17 protein-coding genes and 1 pseudogene are annotated in these 20,509 nt (G+C 71.3%); 7 read left to right on the plus strand and 11 right to left on the minus strand.

The annotated features are described in order from the left end of the window. Positions 1–125: 125 nt before the first annotated feature. Together BKA18_RS13395 and glxA are read left to right on the plus strand one after the other, a co-directional pair. Entirely contained in the window at positions 126–2,156 is a 2,031-nt protein-coding gene (locus BKA18_RS13395) for a glycosyltransferase family 2 protein (protein ID WP_366043347.1), read from the plus strand. Further along, positions 2,153–4,105, plus strand: coding sequence for a radical copper oxidase GlxA (gene glxA, locus BKA18_RS13400; RefSeq protein WP_366043348.1), 1,953 nt, complete (start codon positions 2,153–2,155; stop codon positions 4,103–4,105). Before BKA18_RS13395 ends, glxA begins: the two co-directional genes overlap by 4 nt. Before the next feature lie 73 nt (positions 4,106–4,178). On the opposite strand, the gene BKA18_RS13405 is transcribed toward glxA, so the two are convergent. The 6 genes and pseudogenes from BKA18_RS13405 to BKA18_RS13430 form a co-directional block, all read right to left on the minus strand. Next, the gene (locus tag BKA18_RS13405) at positions 4,179–5,252 is read right to left on the minus strand and encodes a glycoside hydrolase family 6 protein (RefSeq protein ID WP_366043349.1); all 1,074 of its coding nucleotides are present in this window, start codon (positions 5,250–5,252) and stop codon (positions 4,179–4,181) included. Between the two features lie 139 nt (positions 5,253–5,391). Then, complete coding sequence (locus BKA18_RS13410; RefSeq protein WP_366043350.1) at positions 5,392–6,072, minus strand: sortase domain-containing protein; 681 nt, start codon at positions 6,070–6,072, stop codon at positions 5,392–5,394. Between the two features lie 364 nt (positions 6,073–6,436). Next, positions 6,437–6,892, minus strand: coding sequence for a hypothetical protein (locus tag BKA18_RS13415; RefSeq protein ID WP_366043351.1), 456 nt, complete (start codon positions 6,890–6,892; stop codon positions 6,437–6,439). Positions 6,893–7,015: 123 nt separating this feature from the next. Further along, on the minus strand, positions 7,016–7,795 hold the full coding sequence (locus tag BKA18_RS13420; RefSeq protein ID WP_366043352.1) for an HAD-IIA family hydrolase: 780 nt from the start codon (positions 7,793–7,795) through the stop codon (positions 7,016–7,018). A gap of 293 nt (positions 7,796–8,088) precedes the next feature. Then, positions 8,089–8,220 (minus strand): annotated as a pseudogene (locus BKA18_RS13425) (GntR family transcriptional regulator); the annotation flags it as partial. A gap of 60 nt (positions 8,221–8,280) precedes the next feature. Next, entirely contained in the window at positions 8,281–8,547 is a 267-nt protein-coding gene (locus tag BKA18_RS13430; protein ID WP_366043353.1) for a GntR family transcriptional regulator, read from the minus strand. A 224-nt stretch (positions 8,548–8,771) separates the two neighbouring features. Here BKA18_RS13430 and BKA18_RS13435 point away from each other — a divergent pair, with 224 nt between their 5' ends. After that, positions 8,772–9,107, plus strand: coding sequence for a hypothetical protein (locus BKA18_RS13435; RefSeq protein ID WP_366043354.1), 336 nt, complete (start codon positions 8,772–8,774; stop codon positions 9,105–9,107). A gap of 7 nt (positions 9,108–9,114) precedes the next feature. On the opposite strand, the gene BKA18_RS13440 is transcribed toward BKA18_RS13435, so the two are convergent. Next, the gene (locus BKA18_RS13440; protein ID WP_366043355.1) at positions 9,115–10,275 is read right to left on the minus strand and encodes an ROK family transcriptional regulator; all 1,161 of its coding nucleotides are present in this window, start codon (positions 10,273–10,275) and stop codon (positions 9,115–9,117) included. Positions 10,276–10,367: 92 nt separating this feature from the next. Here BKA18_RS13440 and BKA18_RS13445 point away from each other — a divergent pair, with 92 nt between their 5' ends. Beyond that, positions 10,368–11,477, plus strand: a complete 1,110-nt coding sequence (locus BKA18_RS13445) for a Gfo/Idh/MocA family oxidoreductase (RefSeq protein WP_366043356.1) — start codon at positions 10,368–10,370, stop codon at positions 11,475–11,477. 544 nt (positions 11,478–12,021) lie between these two features. On the opposite strand, the gene BKA18_RS13450 is transcribed toward BKA18_RS13445, so the two are convergent. The 3 genes from BKA18_RS13450 to BKA18_RS13460 form a co-directional block, all read right to left on the minus strand. Continuing rightward, positions 12,022–12,879 (minus strand): fumarylacetoacetate hydrolase family protein, encoded by an 858-nt coding sequence (locus BKA18_RS13450; protein ID WP_366043357.1) that lies wholly within the window; start codon positions 12,877–12,879, stop codon positions 12,022–12,024. Between the two features lie 178 nt (positions 12,880–13,057). Further along, positions 13,058–14,044, minus strand: coding sequence for a YidC/Oxa1 family membrane protein insertase (locus tag BKA18_RS13455; RefSeq protein ID WP_366043358.1), 987 nt, complete (start codon positions 14,042–14,044; stop codon positions 13,058–13,060). 96 nt (positions 14,045–14,140) lie between these two features. Further along, positions 14,141–14,446, minus strand: a complete 306-nt coding sequence (locus BKA18_RS13460) for a DUF6412 domain-containing protein (RefSeq protein WP_366043359.1) — start codon at positions 14,444–14,446, stop codon at positions 14,141–14,143. A 164-nt stretch (positions 14,447–14,610) separates the two neighbouring features. Here BKA18_RS13460 and BKA18_RS13465 point away from each other — a divergent pair, with 164 nt between their 5' ends. The 3 genes from BKA18_RS13465 to BKA18_RS13475 all read left to right on the plus strand — a co-directional run bounded on the left by BKA18_RS13465 (position 14,611) and on the right by BKA18_RS13475 (position 18,978). Continuing rightward, positions 14,611–16,506 (plus strand): AMP-dependent synthetase/ligase, encoded by a 1,896-nt coding sequence (locus BKA18_RS13465; RefSeq protein ID WP_366043360.1) that lies wholly within the window; start codon positions 14,611–14,613, stop codon positions 16,504–16,506. A gap of 212 nt (positions 16,507–16,718) precedes the next feature. After that, a complete protein-coding gene (locus BKA18_RS13470) occupies positions 16,719–17,363 on the plus strand; it encodes a DUF4142 domain-containing protein (RefSeq protein WP_366043361.1) in 645 nt (214 codons plus the stop codon). A 148-nt stretch (positions 17,364–17,511) separates the two neighbouring features. Beyond that, complete coding sequence (locus BKA18_RS13475; protein WP_366043485.1) at positions 17,512–18,978, plus strand: DUF1996 domain-containing protein; 1,467 nt, start codon at positions 17,512–17,514, stop codon at positions 18,976–18,978. 434 nt (positions 18,979–19,412) lie between these two features. Here BKA18_RS13475 and BKA18_RS13480 read toward each other — a convergent pair whose 3' ends face one another. Next, entirely contained in the window at positions 19,413–20,213 is an 801-nt protein-coding gene (locus tag BKA18_RS13480) for a PucR family transcriptional regulator (RefSeq protein ID WP_366043362.1), read from the minus strand. Positions 20,214–20,509 lie beyond the last annotated feature (296 nt).

Here is a 20,509-nt window from a genome sequence, read left to right on the forward strand (position 1 = left end):
CACCACCATCCGAACGGTGCAGGTCGCCGATATTTCAGAGCGCCCGGGTGGGCCGCGGGGAACCGCGGACCCGGGCCATCAGCAGAAGGGCACGCAGCCAATGTTGCGTGCGGGGGGATGGATTCATGACATCGCCGCCTGAGGGCGCCGGGACGCAGCAGCCGTACGACCCCTCCGCCACGACACGCCTGCGCATGCCACGTCACCGCCGGCAGCGGCAGATCCCGCGCAAGCCGCTGCCGCGCTACGACTACGAGCACTACAGCAGGCTGGCCGGGCCGCTCACCCGGCCCGACCCGGACCAGCCCTACACGGTCCGCTACCGCTCGCTGCTCTCCGGCGAACCGCACCGCATCCGGGCCGCCGTGCTGCTCGGCGCCGCGCCGCTGCTCTCGTTCGGGCTGCTGATCTGGCTGATGCTGCCGGAGCACTGGACCGAACGCGACTACCCGGCCTACGACTTCCTTCCGACGCTGGACGTCGTCATGCTGGTCTCGATCGGGCTGATCGAGTTCTTCCGGTGCATGAACGTGCTGTCCAACGCGCACGCCACCCTCGTCGCCCGCGACCCCATACCCGTCATACCCGAGAGCGGCACCCGCGTCGCCTTCCTCACGTCCTTCGTGCCCGGCAAGGAACCCCTGGCCATGGTGACAAAGACGCTGGAGGCGGCGGTCAAGATCCGCCATCGCGGGCTGCTGCACATCTGGCTGCTGGACGAGGGCGACGACCCCGAGGTCAAAGAGGTCTGCCGGCGGCTGGGCGTCCACCACTTCACCCGTAAGGGCGTCCCGGAGTGGAACCGCCCCAAGGGCCCGCACCGCGCCAAGACCAAGCACGGCAACTACAACGCCTGGCTGCAGGCGCACGGCGACGACTACGACTACTTCGCCTCCGTCGACACCGACCACGTCCCGCTGCCCAACTACCTGGAGCGGATGCTGGGCTTCTTCCGCGACCCGGACGTGGGGTTCGTCATCGGCCCCCAGGTGTACGGCAACTACGACACCTTCGTCACCAAGGCCGCCGAGTCCCAGCAGTTCCTCTTCCATGCGCTGATCCAGCGGGCCGGCAACCGCTACGGCGCCCCGATGTTCGTCGGCACGTCCAACGCCGTCCGCATCAGCGCGCTCAAGCAGATCGGCGGGCTGTACGACTCGATCACCGAGGACATGGCGACCGGCTTTGAAATGCACCGGCACCGGAATCCGGCGACCGGGAAGAAGTGGCGCTCGGTCTACACGCCGGATGTGCTCGCGGTCGGCGAGGGGCCCACGGCCTGGACGGACTTCTTCACCCAGCAGCTGCGCTGGTCGCGCGGGACGTACGAGACGATCCTCAAGCAGTTCTGGAAGGCGCCGTTCACCCTGCCGGCGGGCCGGCTCTTCAACTACTCGATGATGGTCATCTTCTACCCGATGTCCGCCCTGAACTGGATTCTGGCGGCCCTCAGCTGTGCGCTGTTCCTGGGGCTGGGCGCCTCGGGCGTGGAGATCGACCCGGCGGTGTGGATGATGCTGTACGGCAATGCCTCGGCGCTCCAGATCGGGCTGTACATCTGGAACCGGCGGCACAACGTCTCGCCGCACGAGCCGGAGGGCTCCGGCGGTATCGCGGGCATGGTGATGTCCGCGCTGTCGGCGCCGATCTACGCGCGTTCGCTGTTCGATGCCGTGCTGCGCCGCAAGAGCAAGTTCGTGGTGACGCCGAAGGGCGACTCGTCCAGCCCGGACACCCTCTTCGGCACCTTCCGGGTGCATCTGTTCTTCCTGCTCGTCTTCGGCGGCTCGCTGGTGGCCTCGTTCGTACTGGGCCACAGCCATCCGGCGATGGTCACCTGGGCCGTGCTCGCCATGCTGATCACCGCCGCGCCGATCGTCGCCTGGCGGATGAGCGTGCGGGAGGAGAAGCGGAAGCGGGGGGCGACGGGAACGGCGGGGGCCGCCCAGGGGGCAGCACCGGGCGCCGCGGCGGCCGAGGGGGCCGTCGGGGATGAGGCCGAGACCGCGGCCATCGACCGGACCCGCGAGGAGTCCGACGCGGCGGCCACCGACCAGGTCGGCGACCGGACCACCGCCCGGACCAACGACCCGGCCACCGACCCGGCCGCCGCCGAACAGACCATGCAGATCGCCCTTGGGGGACGTCACACATGAAGTACCGTCCGAGCCGTCGCACCCGCCGAGTGGCGATAGCGACGGCAGTGGTGCTTGCGCTGGCCGGGATGAACGGGCCGGCCCTCTACAGCTTCGCCTCGGAGCAGTACCACCAGTACAAGATCAACAAGCCCGAGTACAAGGCGGCGAACGGCCACTGGGACGTCGTCAACGTCCCGCAGAAGTACCGCATCAACACCATCCACGCGGCCCTGCTGCACACGGGGAAGGTGCTGCTGGTCGCGGGCTCCGGCAACAACGCGGCGAACTTCAAGGCGAAGTCGTTCCGTACGGTCCTGTGGGACCCGGAGAAGAACACCTTCAAGAACATCCCCACGCCCAAGGACCTCTTCTGCGCCGGGCACACCCAGGTCCCGGACGGCAAACTCCTGGTGGCCGGCGGCACCCAGCGCTACGAGAAGCTGAACGGCGATGTGAAGAAGGCCGGCGGCCTCATGATCGTCTACAACGAGAACCCGGACGGCCCCAAGACGTTCCCGGCCGGCACGCTCTTCACGGGCAAGCAGAACGGGAAGACCTTCGCCTCCAAGGACCCGGTCGTGGTGCCGCGAGCGAAGAAGAAGACCGACCCGGCGACCGGCAAGGTCACGGTGGTGCACAGCGAGGCCCGGGTCTATGTCGAGGCCCTCAAGGACGGCCGCAGCTACTCCACCGGCTCCCAGGACAACTACCGCATCCACGGCCTGACCGGCGCGGACGCCCGTAACTTCTACGGCATCGCGCAGAAGCTGTCGTTCGACAAGAAGGACTTCCAGGGGATCAAGGACTCCTTCGAGTTCGACCCGGTGGCCGAGCGCTACATACCCGTCAGCCCGATGAACGAGGCCCGCTGGTACCCCACCCTGACGTCCCTCCAGGACGGCAAGGTGCTCTCGGTCTCCGGCCTCGACGAGATCGGGCAGGTCGTCCCCGGCAAGCAGGAGGTCTACGACCCGAAGACGAAGAAGTGGCGCTATCTGCCCAAGCGGCGCTTCTTCCCGACCTACCCGGCGCTCTTCCTCACCGACAAGGGCCGGATCTTCTACACCGGCTCCAACGCCGGCTACGGGCCGGACAACATCGGCCGCAAGCCCGGTATCTGGGACATCAAGTCCAACAAGTTCCAGGTGGTGCCCGGGATGAGCGACCCGAACATCCTGGAGACGTCGATGTCGGTGCTGCTGCCGCCGGCCCAGCAGCAGCGGTACATGGTGCTGGGCGGGGGCGGCGTCGGCGAGGACCCGAGGTCCACCGACAAGACCCGGATCGTGGATCTGCACTCCCCCTCACCTCGCTTCAAGGACGGACCGCCGCTCTATGCGAAGGCCCGCTACCCGAGCAGCGTGATCATGCCGGACGACACGGTGCTGACCACCAACGGCTCCGGTGACTACCGCGGGCGCAGCGACTCCAACGTCCTCAAGGCGGAGTTGTACGACCCGGCGGCCAACTCGGCCCGGCAGGTGGCCGACCCGCTGGTGGGCCGCAACTACCACTCCGGTGCGCTGCTGCTGCCCGACGGCCGGGTGATGACCTTCGGCTCCGACTCCCTCTACGCCGACAAGGACAACACCAAGCCGGGCGTCTTCCAGCAGCAGATCGACCTCTACACCCCGCCCTACCTCTACCGGGACTCCCGCCCCGAGCTGACGGACCGCGGCCCCACGACGGTCCCGCTCGGCGGCAGCGCCACCTTCGGCTCCCCGCACGCCTCCGCCATCAAGAAGATGCGGCTGCTGCGTCCCGGGTCCTTCACCCATGTCACCAACGTCGAACAGCGCTCGATCGCAGTGGACTTCACGGCGACCAAGGACGGGAACGGGGTACGGGTCACCCTGCCCAAGGACCCGTCCCTGGTGCCGCCCGGGTGGTACATGCTGACCGCGGTCGACGGCGCGGGAACGCCGTCGAAGGCGGTGTGGGTGAAGGTGCCGGGGGCGCAGGGATAGGCAGGCGTGGTGGTGTCCCGTCCCGGACCGGCGACGGGACACCACACCCGGCCCAGGACCGCTGGCCCGTCCGCTACTTCGTGCCGCGCGCCAGCCCCAAGGCGTACGCGGGCCACCAAGCGCCCGCCTTCGGGCCGCCCTTGCAGGTGCCGTCCGACTCGCCCGGGCGCTTGATCCACAGGTAATCGGCCACCAAAGGATCGGCGGTCTTGGTCGTCGGTGGAGTGCCCAGGGCACGCCCCGGCGGGTTGCACCAGTTCTCCGGGTCATCGCCACCGGGCGCCGGGCCGTTGCCGTTGCGGCTGGTGTCGATGACGAAGCGCTTGCCGCCGACCATGGCGGACAGCTGCTTGCCGTACTTCGTGTTCTCCGCGGTGGTCTGGTAGTTGGAGATGTTCAGCGCAAAGCCGTCGGCCCGGTCGATACCGGCCCGCTTGAGGGGGTCGACCATCTGGCCCGGGTCCTTGATCCAGTGCGGATTGCCGGCGTCCAGATAGACCTTGGTGTGCGGCAGCGCCTTGAGCTTGCCGACCGCCTCCGTCAGCAGGGCGTACCGCTCCTCCTGGAACTTCTGCGGGGTGCACTTGTCCGCGAGGTGCGGCAGCGCGTCGGGCTCCAGGATGACGGTGGTGGGACGGTCGCCGATGCCCTTGAGCACACCGTCCAGCCACGCCCGGTAGGCATTGCCGTCGGCGGCGCCGCCCTGGGAATAGCTGCCGCAGTCGCGGTGCGGGATGTTGTAGAGGACCAGCAGCGCCTCACGGCCGGCCTTGGCGGCCGCCTCGGTGAAGCCGCCGGCCTCCCCCTGCGGGTCGTCGACCCCTATCCATTCGGCAACCGGCTGCGCCGCGATCTTGTTGACCAGGCGGGCGTCGGCGGCTTTGCCGTCCTTGCGGTACGCGGACATCTGACGGGCCGCCTTGGTGTCCGGGTTGACCCAGAACGGCGTGACGGACTTGGGGCGTTGGCCCGGTGCGGCCGGCAGACCGTCGTCCTTGCCGCCGTCGGACGAGGAACAGCCGGCGAGCAGCAGCAGAGCCGCCGCTCCCGCCGCTGCCGCACCGGGATGCGCGAGACGCCGCCGGCCGGCACCGGACCGGCCCGTCGGCGACCCGCCCCCGGCCGTCCGCCGCAGATTGCCGTCCATCCACTCCCCCTCGGAGCACGGAACACGACCGGCTGGAGATCACCGGCCGCCCCCATCGTGGCACACGGCCCCCCGGCCGGGTCGCCCTGTGGACGGGCCCTGCACCGTCCTCGCTAAGGCACTTGACGAAGCGCGCCCGTCATGGTTTCCGATCCTCTCCCGCGTTCCCTGCCTGGAAGGACGTCAGATACGCCGAGACCACGACCACCTTCGCCAGACCACCGTCGCGCCGTGCCAAGGCACCGCCGTGGCGGCCGTCATCGACGATCAGCCGCAGTTCGGAGCGGCCCCGGTCGTGAGGGGCGTAGGCCCTGTGCGGGTCGAAGCGCTCGCGGTCGTAGAGCCGGACGTCCTCGACGGTGAAGCGCGCGGTGCTGCCGTCGGCACGCCGGACGTCCACCCGCTGCCCCGGCTTGAGCCCGGTCAGACTCCGGAAGACGATCCGTCCGGCACCGGAGCCGCGGTCGGCACCGGCCCGGCCCACGAGCAGCGCCGCACCCGTCTCGCCCGGTTGCGGCCCTCCGGCGTACCAGCCGACGACATCCGGAGAGGCGGGTGGGGGCGGGGTGAGGAGGCCGTTCTCGTCGAGGTCGTGTGCGGCGATACCGGCCGCCCGTACACCGAGCGCTTCGATGGTGAGCCCCACGGGATCCGCGGCCGCGGAGGCCGGTACCGGGGCATGCGCATGCGCGGGCCCCTGACGCCCCAACGGACGGCCGACCGCGGCCACATCACCCGTCGTGGCCAGCTGCGCGGCCACCCCGTCCGCCAGATCACGCCCCCACAACCACAGCCCCAGCAACAACACCGCCCAGGCCACACCCGCGACAAGCTGGCCCGGACGGTGGGAGGAGGCATTTCCCCTGACTGTGTGGGTCGCTGTAGCTGTAGCTGTGTGGGTCGCTGTACCCGTGCTCGTGCTCGACGCCGTAGTTGTAGCCGTTGCCCCAGACGTTGCCGTAGCGGTACGTGCCGCTGCGGGCCTTTCGGCCCCCGCAGCGGTCCTGGTGCCCGGAGGGGCTGCGACGCCGACTCCCGTACCGATTCCCGGGCCTGCGACGGGCAGCTTCAGGGGTTGAAGCGTCCCCGGGGGTCCGTACAAGCCGGTGGCGCAGGTCGCGGCCCGCTCGGGTCTGTCGACCACATCCGCAGCGCGCCCGCCGGACGGGGTCCCGCCTTCCTCGTCAGCGCTCATCGGCGTCGCTCCGTCGCGTTCGCCGCAACCGCAGCCGGAGGCGGAGCAGCTGTCCCGCGATGACGAGGACGGCGCCGCCGGCCAGCACCAGGCCGACGGCCGAGGTGCTGCTCAGCTCGCGGCGCGGGCCGGCGTCGGCGGCCGGCCGGGAGCCGGCGAGGGAAGCCTCATCGGCGGTCAGGGGCTCGGCGGGCCGTACGGGCGGGGCCGCGGCGGCCAAGACAGCCGAGCAGGCGGCGTCCCGTGCGGCGTGACAGTCGGTGACCTGCCGACTGACCGTGCTCCCCGAGGCGGACGAGACGTACGGGGTGTACGTGGCGTGCGGGGCCGCTGCGACAAGGGCCCGGCCGGTACCGGCGCCGCGTGCGCCCACGCCGTAGGCGGGCGCCGTCGTCACCGCGCACGCCGCGACCGCGGCACAGAGAGCAAGTTGCCGTGAGCGCATGGTGAACCTCCGATACCTCCGAAGGTCCGCCCGAGCGAGCCCGCCCGCATCCGGTGCGGTCCGTAGCTGCGCCGTTCGGGTGGGGCCGGGGGCACCGGCAGGCCCTGGCCACAGCGCCGGCGATCAGACCAGGTCGATCAGGTCCGCGATCGAGTCCACCACGCGGGACGGGCGGAACGGGTGCCGCTCGATCTCCTCGGGACGGGTCAGCCCCGTCAGGACCAGGAAGGTTTCCATGCCCGCTTCCAGTCCGGCCAGGACATCGGTGTCCATCCGGTCGCCGATCATCGCGGAGGTCTCGGAGTGGGCGCCGATGACGTTGAGGGCGTGCCGCATCATCAGCGGGTTGGGCTTGCCGACGAAGTACGGCTCGACGCCCGTGGCCTTGGTGATCAGGGCGGCGACCGATCCGGTGGCGGGGAGCGGGCCCTGCGGCGAGGGGCCGGTCTCGTCGGGGTTGGTCGCGATGAACCGGGCGCCCTCGTTGATCAGCCGGATCGCCTTGGTCAGCGCCTCAAAGCTGTACGTGCGCGTTTCGCCGAGCACGACATAAGAAGGGGAATGGTCGGTCAGGACGTATCCGATGTCGTGCAGGGCGGTGGTCAGACCCGCCTCGCCGATGACGTACGCGGTGCCGCCGGGCCGCTGCTCGTCCAGGAACTGGGCGGTGGCCAGCGCGGAGGTCCAGATGCACTCCCACGGCACGTCCAGCCCGATGCGGCTCAGCCGGGCGTGGAGATCACGCGGGGTGTAAATGGAGTTGTTGGTCAGCACGAGAAAGGGCTTGCCCGATTCGCGCAGCCGCTTGATGAAGGCGTCCGCCCCGGGGACCGGAATGCCCTCGTGCATCAGGACGCCATCCATGTCGGTGAGCCATGACTCGATCGGCTTGCGCTCTGCCACTGCCGGACTCCTGCCGTGCGTGATGACCAGGGGCGCCGACCGCCTCCCGCACGCGCCGTGGACCACGAGGGTGCTCCCCGGGTCGTACGTACGGCCGACTCCCCCACCCTAAGTCAGCCGACCGCGGCCCCGACCCGGCGAAGACTGCTGATCTTCGGCAGGGGTCGGGGCCGCTGTCGCGGAGGCACCGGCCGCATCGCTAACGGGTCAGCTCCCCGTCGCCGTCCGCCACGCGTCGACGTACGACGCCAGGTTCTTGTCGATGTCGCTCCAGTCCGGCTGGAAGATCTCGCCCGCAGCGCCTGGCGCAGCGTCTCGCGGGATACCTCGAAGCGCTGCGCCAGCTCGCGTTCGGCGGGCAGCACCTCGCCCTCGCCCAACTCCTCCAGCAGCGCTGCGATTTCGACCTTGGCCGCGTAGTACTTGCAACGCAGCGAGCGTGCATGCCAGACGCCGCGAGCCAGGCGGGACTTTGCGGACACCCCCTAGGACCCTTCGGTGTCCTCGGCGGGCACTTCCGGGCGCTTCTTGGAGACGAAGGAGCCCAGGCCGGGCTCGGTGTAGATCGAGCCCTCCTCGCGCAGCGCCCGATGCACCTTCTGACCGGTGGCTCCGGCGATGCCGAACTCACTCTGGAGCTGAAGCACCGAGGGGATGCGCGTTCCGGGCGGATAGGTGCCGTCCGCAATGCGTTCGCGCATCACATCGGCAACCTGACGCCATCGGGGTCGGTCGGGAGCAAATTCGATCACTTGACCACGCTAAGCAGACCACACCACGTCAGGAAAGATATTCCGCACCTAGCGTGCTATGGCGCACTGCGCTAATCTTGTGCGCAAGAAAGAGCCCCGGCGGCCGCTGCAACGGTCCCGGGGCGTGGCCAACGCTGCCCAAGGAGCGTCGACATGCCTCACCGTATCGCCCGCGCCATCGCCCGGTTACGGGCACCACTCTCCGCCCACGCGGCGGTCGCCTCATGAGCGACCTCCTGCGACTCCTCCCCTGGTCAGGACCGGACGGACAGCGCTGCTACGTATCGGCGGACTCCTGCGGGGGCCCGGTTTCGCGGCTCGCCGACCGGCTGGAAGAGCTTCAGCTCGACACCGGGGCGGAGCTGCTCGACCACATCGAGGAACTCCTCCGCGCGCACCGGGTATCGGCCGATGAACTGCGGTTCTGCGTCTACAGGTTGGCCGAGGCGCTGCGGGACGCGTTACGCGTCGCCGAGAGCCGGGGCAGGCGGATTCCCCTGCCGGAAGACGAACCGGAAGACGACATGGCAGGGCACCCCGAGCCGTCGGGCCGGTGCTGACGCGGTCTCAGGAAGCGCCGGGCCCGCCCCCGAGGCCCGGCCCCCGCGCCCCGAACAGCGGCGCCAGGACCAACTCGGCCGCGCCGTCCGCGACCGCCCGCGCGCCGCCCCGGGCGAGGGCCACCGGTACCGCTCCCCCGGCCCCGGTCGCGCCGCGGGTGCGGGCCAGGTCGGTCAGTGCCTCGGTCACGCCGTCGAGGAACGGGGCGGGGTGGTCCAGTACGGTGCGGCCGCCGAGCAACACCCGGTCGATGTCGAGGAGTTCGACGAGGTTGGCGGCGCCCACGCCCAGTACGCGGGCCGCGGCCGGCAGGTCGCCGCGGGCCACCGCCGCCAGGCACAGCGCCTCGATGCAGCCGCGCCGGCCGCAGCCGCAGCGCGGCCCGTCCCACTGCACCGTCTGGTGGCCGAATTCGCCGGCGCCGGTGCGGGGGCCGCGGTAGAGGCTGCCGCCCAGGACGAGTCCGGCGCCGAGGCCGGTGCCCAGGTGGAGGTAGCCGAAGGAGCCGACGGCCTGCGGCAGGTCCTGGGCCAGGCCGAGGGCCGCCGCGTTGGTGTCCTTGTCGAGGACGACGGGCAGGCCGAGGCGTGCGGCGAGCGCGTCGCGCAGGGGGAAGCCGTCCCACCGGGGGGCGCCGGTGACCCGGTGCAGCACGCCGGTGGTGTGGTCCAGCGGCCCGGGGCAGGCCGCCCCGACGCCGAGCACCGGGGACCCGCCGGCCCGCGCGCGCAGCGCCGTGACCTCCCGGGCGGCGGTGGCGAGCACCTGCTCGGCGCCCGCCTCGAAGGCCAGCGGGGTGCGGCGTACGGCGACGGCCTCGCCCGCCAGATCGGTGAGCACGGCGGTGAGTTCGTCGCGGTCCAGGTGCAGGCCGACGGCGTGCCGGGCGCCGGGGACCAGCCGCAGGACGGTGGCGGGCTTGCCGCCCGTGGAGGCGCGGCGGCCCGCCTCGGCGGCCAGGCCCTCGGCCCGCAGCCGGGCGGTGATCTTGCTGACGGCCTGCGGGGTCAGGCCGGTGTGTGCGGCGAGCTCCCGCCGGCTGACGCCCTCCTCGCCGGCCGCCCGCAGCAGCCCCAGCACCAGGGCGGTGTTGTGGCCGCGCAGTGCGGGGAGATTGGCGCCCGGGCTGCCGGAGAATCCGGCGAAGGAGAGATCGTTGCTGCTCACCCGTCCATTGTCCGCATCGCTTGCGCTTTGGCAACAGCGTTGCTTAAGTGGACGGCATGAGTGAGATGAGCGAGAGGGGCGAGGAGAGCGCGATGGCTGAGAAGAGTGGTGGCGCCTCGGCTCACGACCGCCCGCTCCGTGTCGGCCTGCTCGGCTACGGCCTGGCGGGCTCGGTCTTCCATGCGCCGCTGATCGCGGCGACCGAGGGCCTGCGGCTCGACCTCGTCTCGACCGCCAGCCCCGAGCGGCAGGCGCAGGCCCGTGCCGAGCATCCACAGGTCCGTACGGCCGACACGGCGGAGGCGGTGCTCGCACGCGCCGACGACCTCGATCTGATCGTGATCGCGACGCCGAACAAGACCCATGTGCCGCTCGCCACCGCCGCGCTGGAGGCCGGCCTGCCGGTGGTCGTCGACAAGCCGCTGGCCGCCACCGCCGCCGAGGCCGAGAAGCTCGCCGCGCTCGCCGAGCACCGCGGACTGCTGCTGTCCGTCTTCCAGAACCGCCGCTGGGACAACGACTTCCGCACCGTCCGCAAGCTGATCGAGGACGGCGCGCTCGGTGACGTCCAGCGCTTCGAGTCCCGCTTCGAGCGCTGGCGTCCGCAGCCCAAGGGCGGCTGGCGGGAGTCCGGCGATCCGGCGGAGATCGGCGGACTGCTCTACGACCTCGGCAGCCACCTCGCCGACCAGGCGCTGACCCTGTTCGGCCCGGTCGTCTCGGTCTACGCCGAGTCCGATGTCCGCCGCCCGGGCGCGGAGGCCGACGACGACACCTTCATCGCCCTCACCCACGCCGGCGGCGTCCGCTCCCATCTGTGGGTGAGCGCCACCGCCGCCCTGCTGGGCCCGCGCTTCCGGGTGTTGGGGAGCCGCGCCGGCTACACCAAGCACGGCCTGGATCCGCAGGAAGCCGCGCTGCGCGAGGGCCGGCGCCCCGGCGACGAGGGCGTGGAGTGGGGCGTGGAGCCGAGGTCCGGCTGGGGCCGGCTCGGGGCCGGGGCGTCCCCGCGCATGGGCGGCGGCGAGCCGGTGCCGACGCTGCCGGGCGACTACCCCGCGTACTACGCCGCGATCGAGCGGGCCCTCCGCGAAGGCGGCAGGCCGCCGGTGACGGCCAGGGAGGCCGCGGCCGCGTTGCGCGTCCTGGAGGCCGCCAAACGCTCCGCGGCGGAGGGCGGTACGGTGCGGATCGCCCCCTGACCGGTCCGCTGAGCCGCTGCGCTTTGCGGCGCGGCGCACGTTTTTGTCTTTCCCGCCGTGGGTGTTGTTCGCCGTTGCGCTTTGCGGCGCCGCCCCGCGTTGTCGGCTGTCCCGCCGTGGTTCTTCTCGCCGTTGCGCTTTGCGGCGCCGCCGCACGTTGTCGGCTGGCCCGCCGTGGTGGTTTTTCGCCGTTGCGCCTGGCGGCGGGCGTGGGTTGTCGGGTGCGGTGCCGCTCCTCCGGACTTCGTCCTGCGGCTCGGCCCCTCCCGTAGTGGGTGGGAAGAGGCCGGTGGGGGCGGGCCCCGGCCCTCGTTTGCGTCTAGTCGAGGGATGAGGTCCGCCCCCACCGGTCTTCCTCCACCCACTACGGGAGGGGGCGGACCGCAGGACGGAGTCCGGAGGGCCGGTCCCGCAGCCGAACAGCCAGCGCAGCGGCAACCAGCCCGCCGCAGGCGCAACGGCGACAAGCCACCACGGCGGGCCAGCCGACAACGTCCGGGGGCGCCGCAAAGCGCAACGGCGGGAAAGACAAAAACGTGGGAAGTTACCCCGCGCGAAGCGCGGTTCGTTGCCGCCCCAACCCATCGATCTCCAGCTCCACGACATCGCCGGCCCGCAAATACGGCTTGGGGTCCGGGTGGCCCATGGCGACGCCGGACGGGGTGCCGGTGTTGAGGACGTCGCCCGGGTAGAGGGTCATGAAACGGCTGACGTAGCGGACCACTTCGGCCACCGGGAAGATCTGCTCGGCGGTCGTTCCGTTCTGCTTCAACTCGCCGTTGACCCATAGCCGCAGGCCGAGGTCCTGCGGGTCGGGCACCTCATCGGCGGTCACCAGCCACGGGCCCAGCGGGTTGAACGTCTCACAGTTCTTGCCCTTGTCCCACTGGCCGCCGCGCTCGATCTGGAACGCGCGCTCGGAGACGTCGTGCGCCACGGCATAGCCGGCGACAGCCGCCAGCGCCTGCTCGTCGGTCTCCAGATAGCGGGCCGTGCGGCCGATGACGACCGCCAGCTCCACCTCCCAGTCGGTCTTCGTGCTGCCCCGCGGCACCAGCACGGTGTCGTCGGGACCGACGACCGTGTCCGGGGCCTTCATGAAGAGGATCGGCTCCTCGGGGGGCGTGGCCCCGGTCTCCCGGGCGTGATCGTGGTAGTTCAGGCCGATGCAGACGATCTTGCCGATCCGGGCCAGCGGCGGACCGGTGCGCAGTCCGTCCGCATCGAGCCGCGGCAGCTCACCGGACGCGGCGGCGGCGCGCAGGGCCGCGAGCTTCCGCTCGTCCGCGAGCAGCGTTCCGTCGATGTCCGGGACCAGGCCCGACAGGTCCCGCAGGACCCCGGACCCGTCGAGCAGCGCCGGGCGTTCCGCCCCCACCGTGCCGACACGCAGCAGCTTCATCGGTTCCCCACTCCCGTGGTCATAGGTCGGCCGGGAAGGGCTCTTCCGGGCCGGCCGATGGGGGACGGCCATCGAGCGATTCGGACGATCGTCCAAGAACGGGGTCCGGGACGCAAGACCCCGTTCATGGAGTGGACGACGGCTAGGGCCTTTCCGACCCTGACCCATCGGACAGGCCCTAGCCCGCAGTCGGGGCGGTGGCCTCGCCGGTCCCGACACCGCGCGGCGTGGTGTCGGCCGCAGGGCGGGCGCCGGCCCGGGAGTTGGCCCGGGCCCGAGCCGCCCGCTGCCGGCCCGCGCGGCTCTTCGGCGCGCGCTGCGGTACCGGGCGGCGGGCCGGGGTGCGCGCGTCCGGGGTGGCGGAGTTCGCCTCGGCCGCGGCCGTCCGCTCCGTCCCGGGAGTCGCCGCGGCATCCGACTGCCGCGCCGCCGCGTCACCGTCCCCACGGTCGCGATGCAGCAGCGCCCGCTCGCACGCCGTCCAGATCGTCGTCGTGACCGTGTAGAGCCCGGCGGCCAGCGGCACCACGGCGACCGTGATCAGCATGCCGAAGGACAGCAGCGGCATCACCTTGGCCATGGAGGCCATGCCGGGCAGTGCGGCGTTCGTCCCGCTGCCGGCCGCGGCCGGGGCGGGAGCCTTCGCCATCGTGGCGCGGGCCCGTCGGAAGTTCCAGGTGGCGACCGCCGCGATCAGGGCGAACAGCGCGAGGTAGACCAGGCCCTGCGGGCCGAGGACACCGCCGTCGGCGAGTGCCTGGCTCCAGTGGCCGCCGAGCGGCGCGCCCAGCAGGGTGTGGTCCAGCAGGCCGCCCCCGCCGGTGGAGAACAGGTGGTACATCACGAAGAAGACGGGCAGTTGGAGCAGCGTGGGCAGACAGCCGGCCAGCGGGGTGGAGCCGGTCTCCGCGTACAGGGCGGAGGTCTCCTTCTGCAGCCGCTCGGGGTCGCCCTTGTGCTTGCGCTGGAGTGCGGCCAGCTCCGGGGCGAGTGCCGAGCGGGCCTTCTCGCCGCGGGCCGCGGCCCGGGCGAGCGGGTGCAGTGCGGCGCGGACGCCCAGGGTGCACAGGACGATGGCGGCGGCCATGGCCGCGGTGCCGAAGAGCGGGGTGAGCGCGTCGGCGCCGTGCGCCAGCGCGTCGCCGAGGAAGCCGAACATGGACATGGGTGAGCCCTCCACGGGTCTCGTCGTGCCGGAGTGCGGAATCGGCGTGACGAGCCGCGCGGACGCGGAGTGCGGTGCGGTGACCGGAGTGTGCGCCTACGCGGCCGTCGGGAGGGGACGGCCCGGTGCTCGGGGACGCGGGCGGCCGGCCGCGTCGGGATCGCGCTGCGGCAGGAAGGCCGTACGCCGCTCGCGGTCACGGATGGCGGTACGGATCCGGCCCGGGGGCAGCGGCCGGGCGGCGGCCGCGACCAGGAAGGCGCTGCACAGCAGCAGCATCGCCGCGGTGGTCGCGGCGGCGGTCAGGGCCGTGGTGAGGCCGGTCTGCGAGAGCAGGAGACCGGCCAGGAGGAAGAACAGGGCTGAGGTGTACAGGCGCCAAGCATCGATGATGCGGTACATCCCGGCGTCCTCCTCAGGTTGTCCGGTGCTCAAGACTTGTCGTCTTCCGCTCAAGAGTAGCCATAGATCTGGGCAGCCGGGACACCTGCCGGTAACTTGCCCTGCCTGCCGTCGGGACGTCGGCAGGACCAGGGGGAATCAAGGGGGAACACCAAGGAGGTGCTGTGCGCGATATCAGCGTTCCGGCCCTGGCGGCTCCACTGCGGACCGGCGGTCTGGCCGACTCCGTCTTCGACACCGCCGCCCACCAGCCGGACTTCGCGCAGCTCGCCCGTCGCGATCCCCGAGCCGGCGGCGGCTGGCAGGAGGTGTCCGCGGCGGAATTCCGGGACGAGGTCCTGGCGCTGGCCAGGGGGCTGCTGGCGGACGGGATGCGGCCCGGGACCCGGGTCGCCCTGATGGCCCGGACCCGCTACGAGTGGACGCTGTTCAGCTATGCGCTGTGGGCGATCGGCGGGCAGCTGGTGCCGGTCTATCCGACCGCGTCGGCCGAGCAGCTGCGCGCCATCCTCACCGGGGCGAAGGTCACCGCGATCATCGTGGAGAACGAGGCCCAGGCCATGACCGTGGCCGAGGCCTGTGACGAACGGGCGCTGCGCCGGCTGTGGCAGCTGGACCTGGACTGTGTGCAGCGGCTGCGGGAGGAGGGCACCCGGCTGCCCGAGGCGGATGTCCACCGGCTGCGGCATGCGGTCGACCCGGAGGACATCGCGGCGATCGTCTACACCTCGGGGACCACCGGCCGCCCGCGCGGCTGTGTGATCACCCATGCCAATCTGGCCGCCGAGTGCGACACCCTGTACGCGGGCTGGGGCGGGCTGCTGGCCGCGCCCGGCGAGCGTCCGTCGCTGCTGGCCTTTCTGCCGTTCGCGCATGTCTACGGGCTGATGGTGCAGGTGGCGTGTCTGCGCGGCGGGGTCAAGCTGGCCCATCAGCCCGATGTGTCGTCGAGCGAACTGCTGCCGGCCCTGGCCTCGTTCCGTCCGACGTTCCTGTTCGCGGTGCCGTACGTCTTCGAGAAGATCTGCACCCGCGCCCGGCAGGCCGCGGAACAGGCGGGCCGGCAGCGGACGTTCGACGCGGCGATGACGGTGGCGGTGCGCTACGCGGAGGCGCTCGCGGAGCAGGAAGCGGGCACCGGGCGCGGCCCCGACCCGTTCCTGCGCGCCCGCCATGCGCTCTACGACCGGCTGGTGTACTCGCGCATCCGCGAGATGCTGGGCGGCCGGGTGCGGACGGCCGTCTCCGGTGGCTCGCCGCTGCTGCGGGAGTTGGGGCTGCTCTTCGCCGGTATGGGGATCACCGTCTACGACGGCTACGGCCTGACCGAGACCAGCGGCGCGATCACCGTACAGCCGCCCGGCAGGGTGCGGTTCGGGACAGTGGGCCTGCCGCTGCCGGGCAGTGCGGTGCATCTGGCGCTGGACGGCGAGGTGTGGGTGCGCGGTGCGGTGGTGTTCGCCGGCTACCTCGACGAGGGCGGCAGCCCGGGCGGCGGGCTGTACGACGGCTGGCTGCCGACCGGTGACCTCGGGCACCTGGACGAGCAGGGCTATCTCGTCATCACCGGCCGCAAGAAGGACATCATCATCACCAGCAACGGCAAGAGCGTGGCGCCGCAGGGGCTGGAGCAGCGGTTGTCCGCCCATCCGCTGATCTCGCAGTGTGTGGTCGTCGGCGACAACCGGCCCTATGTGACCGCGCTGATCACCCTGGACCCGGATGCGCTGACGCACTGGCGCAAGCTGCGGGACGAGCCGAGCCCGGACAGTACGGCACCGTCGCCGGAGGAGCAGTTGCAGGCGGAGGTGCGGCGGGCGGTGGCGCGGGCGAACGCCTCGGTGTCGCGGGCCGAGTCGATCCGCGCCTTCCGGGTGCTGCCCGGCGAGTTCAGCCAGGAGTCCGGGCTGGTGACGCCGTCGCTGAAGCTGCGGCGGGCGGCCATCGTCGGGGCGTACGCGGCGGAGATCGAGGCGCTGTACGCCCAGGGCCGCAGCGAGGAGCCCGAGTCGCGGCGGGAGCGCCGCCGGTGGACGGCGGCGAGCCTGTACGCACGCTGAGCGGGCAGGGCGGAGCGCTGGTGCGGGCCCGAACCGGGCATACGGTATCCGGCGCACGTCACCCGTTCACCCGGTCGGGCCCGCACGCGGCACCGTAGCAGTGCCGCGGCGGGCCCGGCCGTTATTTGTCCAGGGGTGAGGACCCGCGACCGCGGGGCCCGCGCGGCATTTAGCGTCCGGTGGCGTTCCAGTAAGACGAACCGGGAGGCCCTGTGCGGATCCTCAGCAACTCCGCGACATCCGGGCGGACCATCGCCACCGGACTGGTGGTAGCCGCGCTCGTGGCGACACTGGCGGCACTGCTGCTGCCCGTCCAGCTCTTCGGCGAGACCGCAGCCGCGGCGACCACCACGCTCACGTACGACGACGACGGCGGGGGCACGGTCAGCACCCGCTACGGTCCGCTCACCGCGATGGACCGGGACTTCGTACGCAAGGTCAAGCTGGCCGGGCTGTGGGAGCTGCCCTCGGGCCGGATGGCGCAGCAGCGCGGGACGACCGTCGCCGTCCGCACGGCTGGCAACCATCTCGTGGCAGGACACACCGAGTTGGACCGGCGGTCGAACGAGGCCGGGCGGGCACTGGGCATCGACCTGCCCACGGAGCCCAACGTCGCCCAGCAGGGCTGGCTCGGGCAGCTCAAGGCCGCCCAGGGCAAGGAGTTCGACGCAACGCTGGCCGAGTTGCTGCGCCGGGCCCACGGCAAGGTCTTCGGGCTGATTGCCCTGGTGCGTGACCAGACCAAGAACACGATGGTGCGTGCTCTGGCGGACCGCGCCAACGACGTCGTGCTGGACCACATCACGGTCCTGGAGAAGACCGGTCAGGTCGACTTCAACACCCTGCACACCAGCTGACCTTGTGCAGCCACCCGCACCGGGAGGCGCCCGTCACGCTCCTCTGTGAAACGAAACAGGACGACGACACCCCTCACATCGGACGAAGCGAAGTGATCTCATGAGGCAACGGCAACAAGCCCATAAACGCTCGCGTTTGACGAACAGAATGCTCGTGGGAGCCGCGGCGCTCCTGCTCGGCGGCGGCGGCCTGGCCGTGGTCGCCACGACCGCGCTGGCCGGCAACTCCCACCCGGAAGCGGGCTCCGGCCACCAGCACACCGCGGCCGCCGCCTTCACCATCTCCTGCCCCGATGTGGGCGAGCGGCTGCGCCAGGTGCCGCACAGCGCCCAGCTCCCGGTCTCCAAGGGGCTCTCCTCGCTCGACCGGCAGGTGCACGACGCCTACCACAAGATGATGGGCGGCAGCGGCTCCAGCGTGCTCAGCGGGCTCAAGGCGCAGCGCCAGAAGACCATCAAGATGATGGTCACGGCGATCGCCAAGGACGCCAAGCGGCCGGGCTACCTGCTCAAGATGAGCGGCTGCACCATGAAGCCCATCACTGAGGGCGCGGGCGCGGGCGGCAACGACTCCACGAAGTCCGTGAAGGACGGCTGGTACCAGGGGCAGACCCAGACCCAGACGGGCCAGACCCAGGACCAGACCCAGGGGCAGGACCCGAACCAGAACGGCAGCCAGCAGCCGAGCCAGGACCCGAACCAGAACGGCGGCCAGCAGCAGGGCCAGCAGGGCGGCCCCTCCCCCGACGACTTCGTCGACATCACCACCGTCCAGCCGAACGCGGACGCCCCGCCGTTCGCCGCCCCCAAGGGAGGCAACGCCACGACGGGCAGCTTCACCACCGAGTGCGGCCGCAATGAGGACGGGCACTTCAACTCCGACAACGTCATCGTGACGCCGGGCGTGAGCAACGGCGCCCACCACACGCACGACTACGTCGGCAACAAGGCCACCGACGCCTTCTCCGACGACAACAAGCTCGCCGCCTCCGACACCACCTGCACCAACGGCGACCAGTCCACCCACTACTGGCCGGTGCTGCGCAAGCTGGACGGGAACGCGGAGCAGAAGCCGGGAGCGGCGCAGGACGCCAACGTCGGCACGACGCTGACGCCGGCGACGGTGACCCTGAAGTTCCGGGGCAGCCAGGCCGGCCAAGTGACCGCGATGCCGCGCTTCCTGCGGATCATCACCGGTGACGCCAAGGCGTTCACCAACGGCACCAAGAACGCCAACGCCTCGTGGAGCTGCACCGGCTTCGAGGACCGGCAGCTGAAGGACAAGTACCCGCTGTGCCCCCAGGGCTCGCAGGTCGTGCGCACCTTCGCGTTCCAGAACTGCTGGGACGGCCAGAACATCGACAGCGGCAACCACCGCGACCACGTGGCGTTCTCCGACCAGAACGGCAACTGCCCGAACGGCTTCAAGGCGATCCCGCAGCTCACCCAGCGGATCACCTACGACGTCCCGCAGGGCGACAGCTTCGCGGTGGACAGCTTCCCCGAGCAGCTGCACAAACCCGTGACCGACCACGGTGACTTCATCAACGTGATGCCGGACGACCTGATGAGCAAGGCCGTCGACTGCATCAACAACGGGCAAGAGTGCACCTGACCGACGTCTGCATCTGACGGACGTGATGCCCCTCAGGGAGACCTCCCTGAGGGGCATCCGGGCGCCCCGGGGCCGTGGCACCGCAGCCCCTCGGGGGCCGTGGCAGTGCCCTCCCCCGGAACCGTGGCACCGCAGCCCCTCGGGGACCGTGGCACCGCAGCCCCCGGGGCCGTGGCAGCGCACTCCCCGGAACCGTGGCACCGCCGGCCCCTGACCGCGACACAGCAGCGGCTCGGAGCCATGAGACGAAGGGGCGGACCCAGGACATGACAGCACAGCGGCCCCCAGGGCACGGCAGAGCAGCGGCCCCGACCCGGGGTTTCCGGAGGTCGGGGCCGCTGCGCTGTGCCGGGTGGCTGCCGGGGTGCCGGTGGGCGCTCGCCGGGCCGGACGGCTGTCAGCTCAAGGGGTGTGGTGCTTCATCCGCCGGTACGTCAAAGGCCGTTGACGCGGGCCTCGCGGGCCACGCCCAGCGGACGGATGGAGGACGCGACTGCCCTGGCACGGCGGCCGGCCCGTGCGCGGTAGCTGCGGACATGCGCCATCAGGCGGCGGCTGCGCAGCGCCATCTCCAGCTCGAAGCGGGTCCGCGGATCGCGCAGCACCGGGCCGAAGAGCTTCTCTATCTGACGAAGGCGGTAACGGACCGTCTGCGGGTGCACATGCAGCAGCTTGGCGGCCTCGGGCGCTCCGCCGCCCTCCAGCCATGCCAGCAGCGTGACTTCGAGCCGTTCGCTCTGCCGGGGCGTCAGCTCCTCCAGCGGGCCGAGCCAGCGGGACGTCAGCGCGTCCGCCAGCGACTCATCCTGGAGCAGCAGCAGCGCCGAGAGATGGTCGTCGACGAACGCGGGCCGCGTCTCCGGGCCGACCCGGCCGGGAGCCAGCGTCAGCAGATAGCGGGCCCAACGCAGCGACGAGGCGGTGTCGGTGGCGGGCACCACGTGTCCGACCGCCGCCGGCCGTCCCTTGAGCGCCGCCTCCAGGCGGGCCCGGGTCTGGGTGGCCGGGTCGGGGACGAACAGACAGGTGTAGCCGTCGACACTGCCGATGAGGGCGTGTCCCAGTGCCGCGGCCAACTGCGGTGCCTCGGCGGGGGTGGCAAGCACTACGGCCTGGAGGGTCTCGGGGACGGGCCAGCCGGCCGCGCGGGACAGCTCGGTCAACCCCTCCTCCGGCACCTCGCGTTGCCCGGCGAGCACATCGAACAGGTCCTGGCGAGCCCGGGCTACGGGCATCGGGGTCACCACAGAAGGTCCTGCCGGAGGTTTACTCTCCGACTCTTTTTGGTACCCAAGAACTGTCAGCAAGGCCTGTTCAAGCGCCCAATGTGCCTCTTCTACGGGAGTATCCCCGAGAAGTGCGGACAATGCGGGAAATCCGCGTTGCAACTCTGCGACCAACTTCGCGGAGAGATCGGGGAGTTCATTTCTGACTACCCGGGTCCACTCTCCGCGGGGACGCGACCAGATGCGGTTCAGGAGATCACACATCGCTACCTCGATCCTGGCGGGGATGCGGCTGTTACGGGGGG

The organism is Streptomyces auratus, assembly GCF_050433025.1.
GTDB lineage: Bacteria > Actinomycetota > Actinomycetes > Streptomycetales > Streptomycetaceae > Streptomyces > Streptomyces sioyaensis.

Coding starts and splice junctions, on each gene's coding strand:
- BKA18_RS13475 (WP_366043485.1), top strand. CDS start 17,512: ATGCTCGTGGGAGCCGCGGCGCTCCTGCTCGGCGGCGGCGGCCTGGCC.
- BKA18_RS13445 (WP_366043356.1), top strand. CDS start 10,368: ATGGCTGAGAAGAGTGGTGGCGCCTCGGCTCACGACCGCCCGCTCCGT.
- glxA (WP_366043348.1), top strand. CDS start 2,153: ATGAAGTACCGTCCGAGCCGTCGCACCCGCCGAGTGGCGATAGCGACG.
- BKA18_RS13450 (WP_366043357.1), bottom strand. CDS start 12,879: ATGAAGCTGCTGCGTGTCGGCACGGTGGGGGCGGAACGCCCGGCGCTG.
- BKA18_RS13460 (WP_366043359.1), bottom strand. CDS start 14,446: ATGTACCGCATCATCGATGCTTGGCGCCTGTACACCTCAGCCCTGTTC.
- BKA18_RS13480 (WP_366043362.1), bottom strand. CDS start 20,213: ATGCCCGTAGCCCGGGCTCGCCAGGACCTGTTCGATGTGCTCGCCGGG.
- BKA18_RS13435 (WP_366043354.1), top strand. CDS start 8,772: ATGAGCGACCTCCTGCGACTCCTCCCCTGGTCAGGACCGGACGGACAG.
- BKA18_RS13455 (WP_366043358.1), bottom strand. CDS start 14,044: ATGTCCATGTTCGGCTTCCTCGGCGACGCGCTGGCGCACGGCGCCGAC.
- BKA18_RS13395 (WP_366043347.1), top strand. CDS start 126: ATGACATCGCCGCCTGAGGGCGCCGGGACGCAGCAGCCGTACGACCCC.
- BKA18_RS13405 (WP_366043349.1), bottom strand. CDS start 5,252: ATGGACGGCAATCTGCGGCGGACGGCCGGGGGCGGGTCGCCGACGGGC.
- BKA18_RS13415 (WP_366043351.1), bottom strand. CDS start 6,892: ATGCGCTCACGGCAACTTGCTCTCTGTGCCGCGGTCGCGGCGTGCGCG.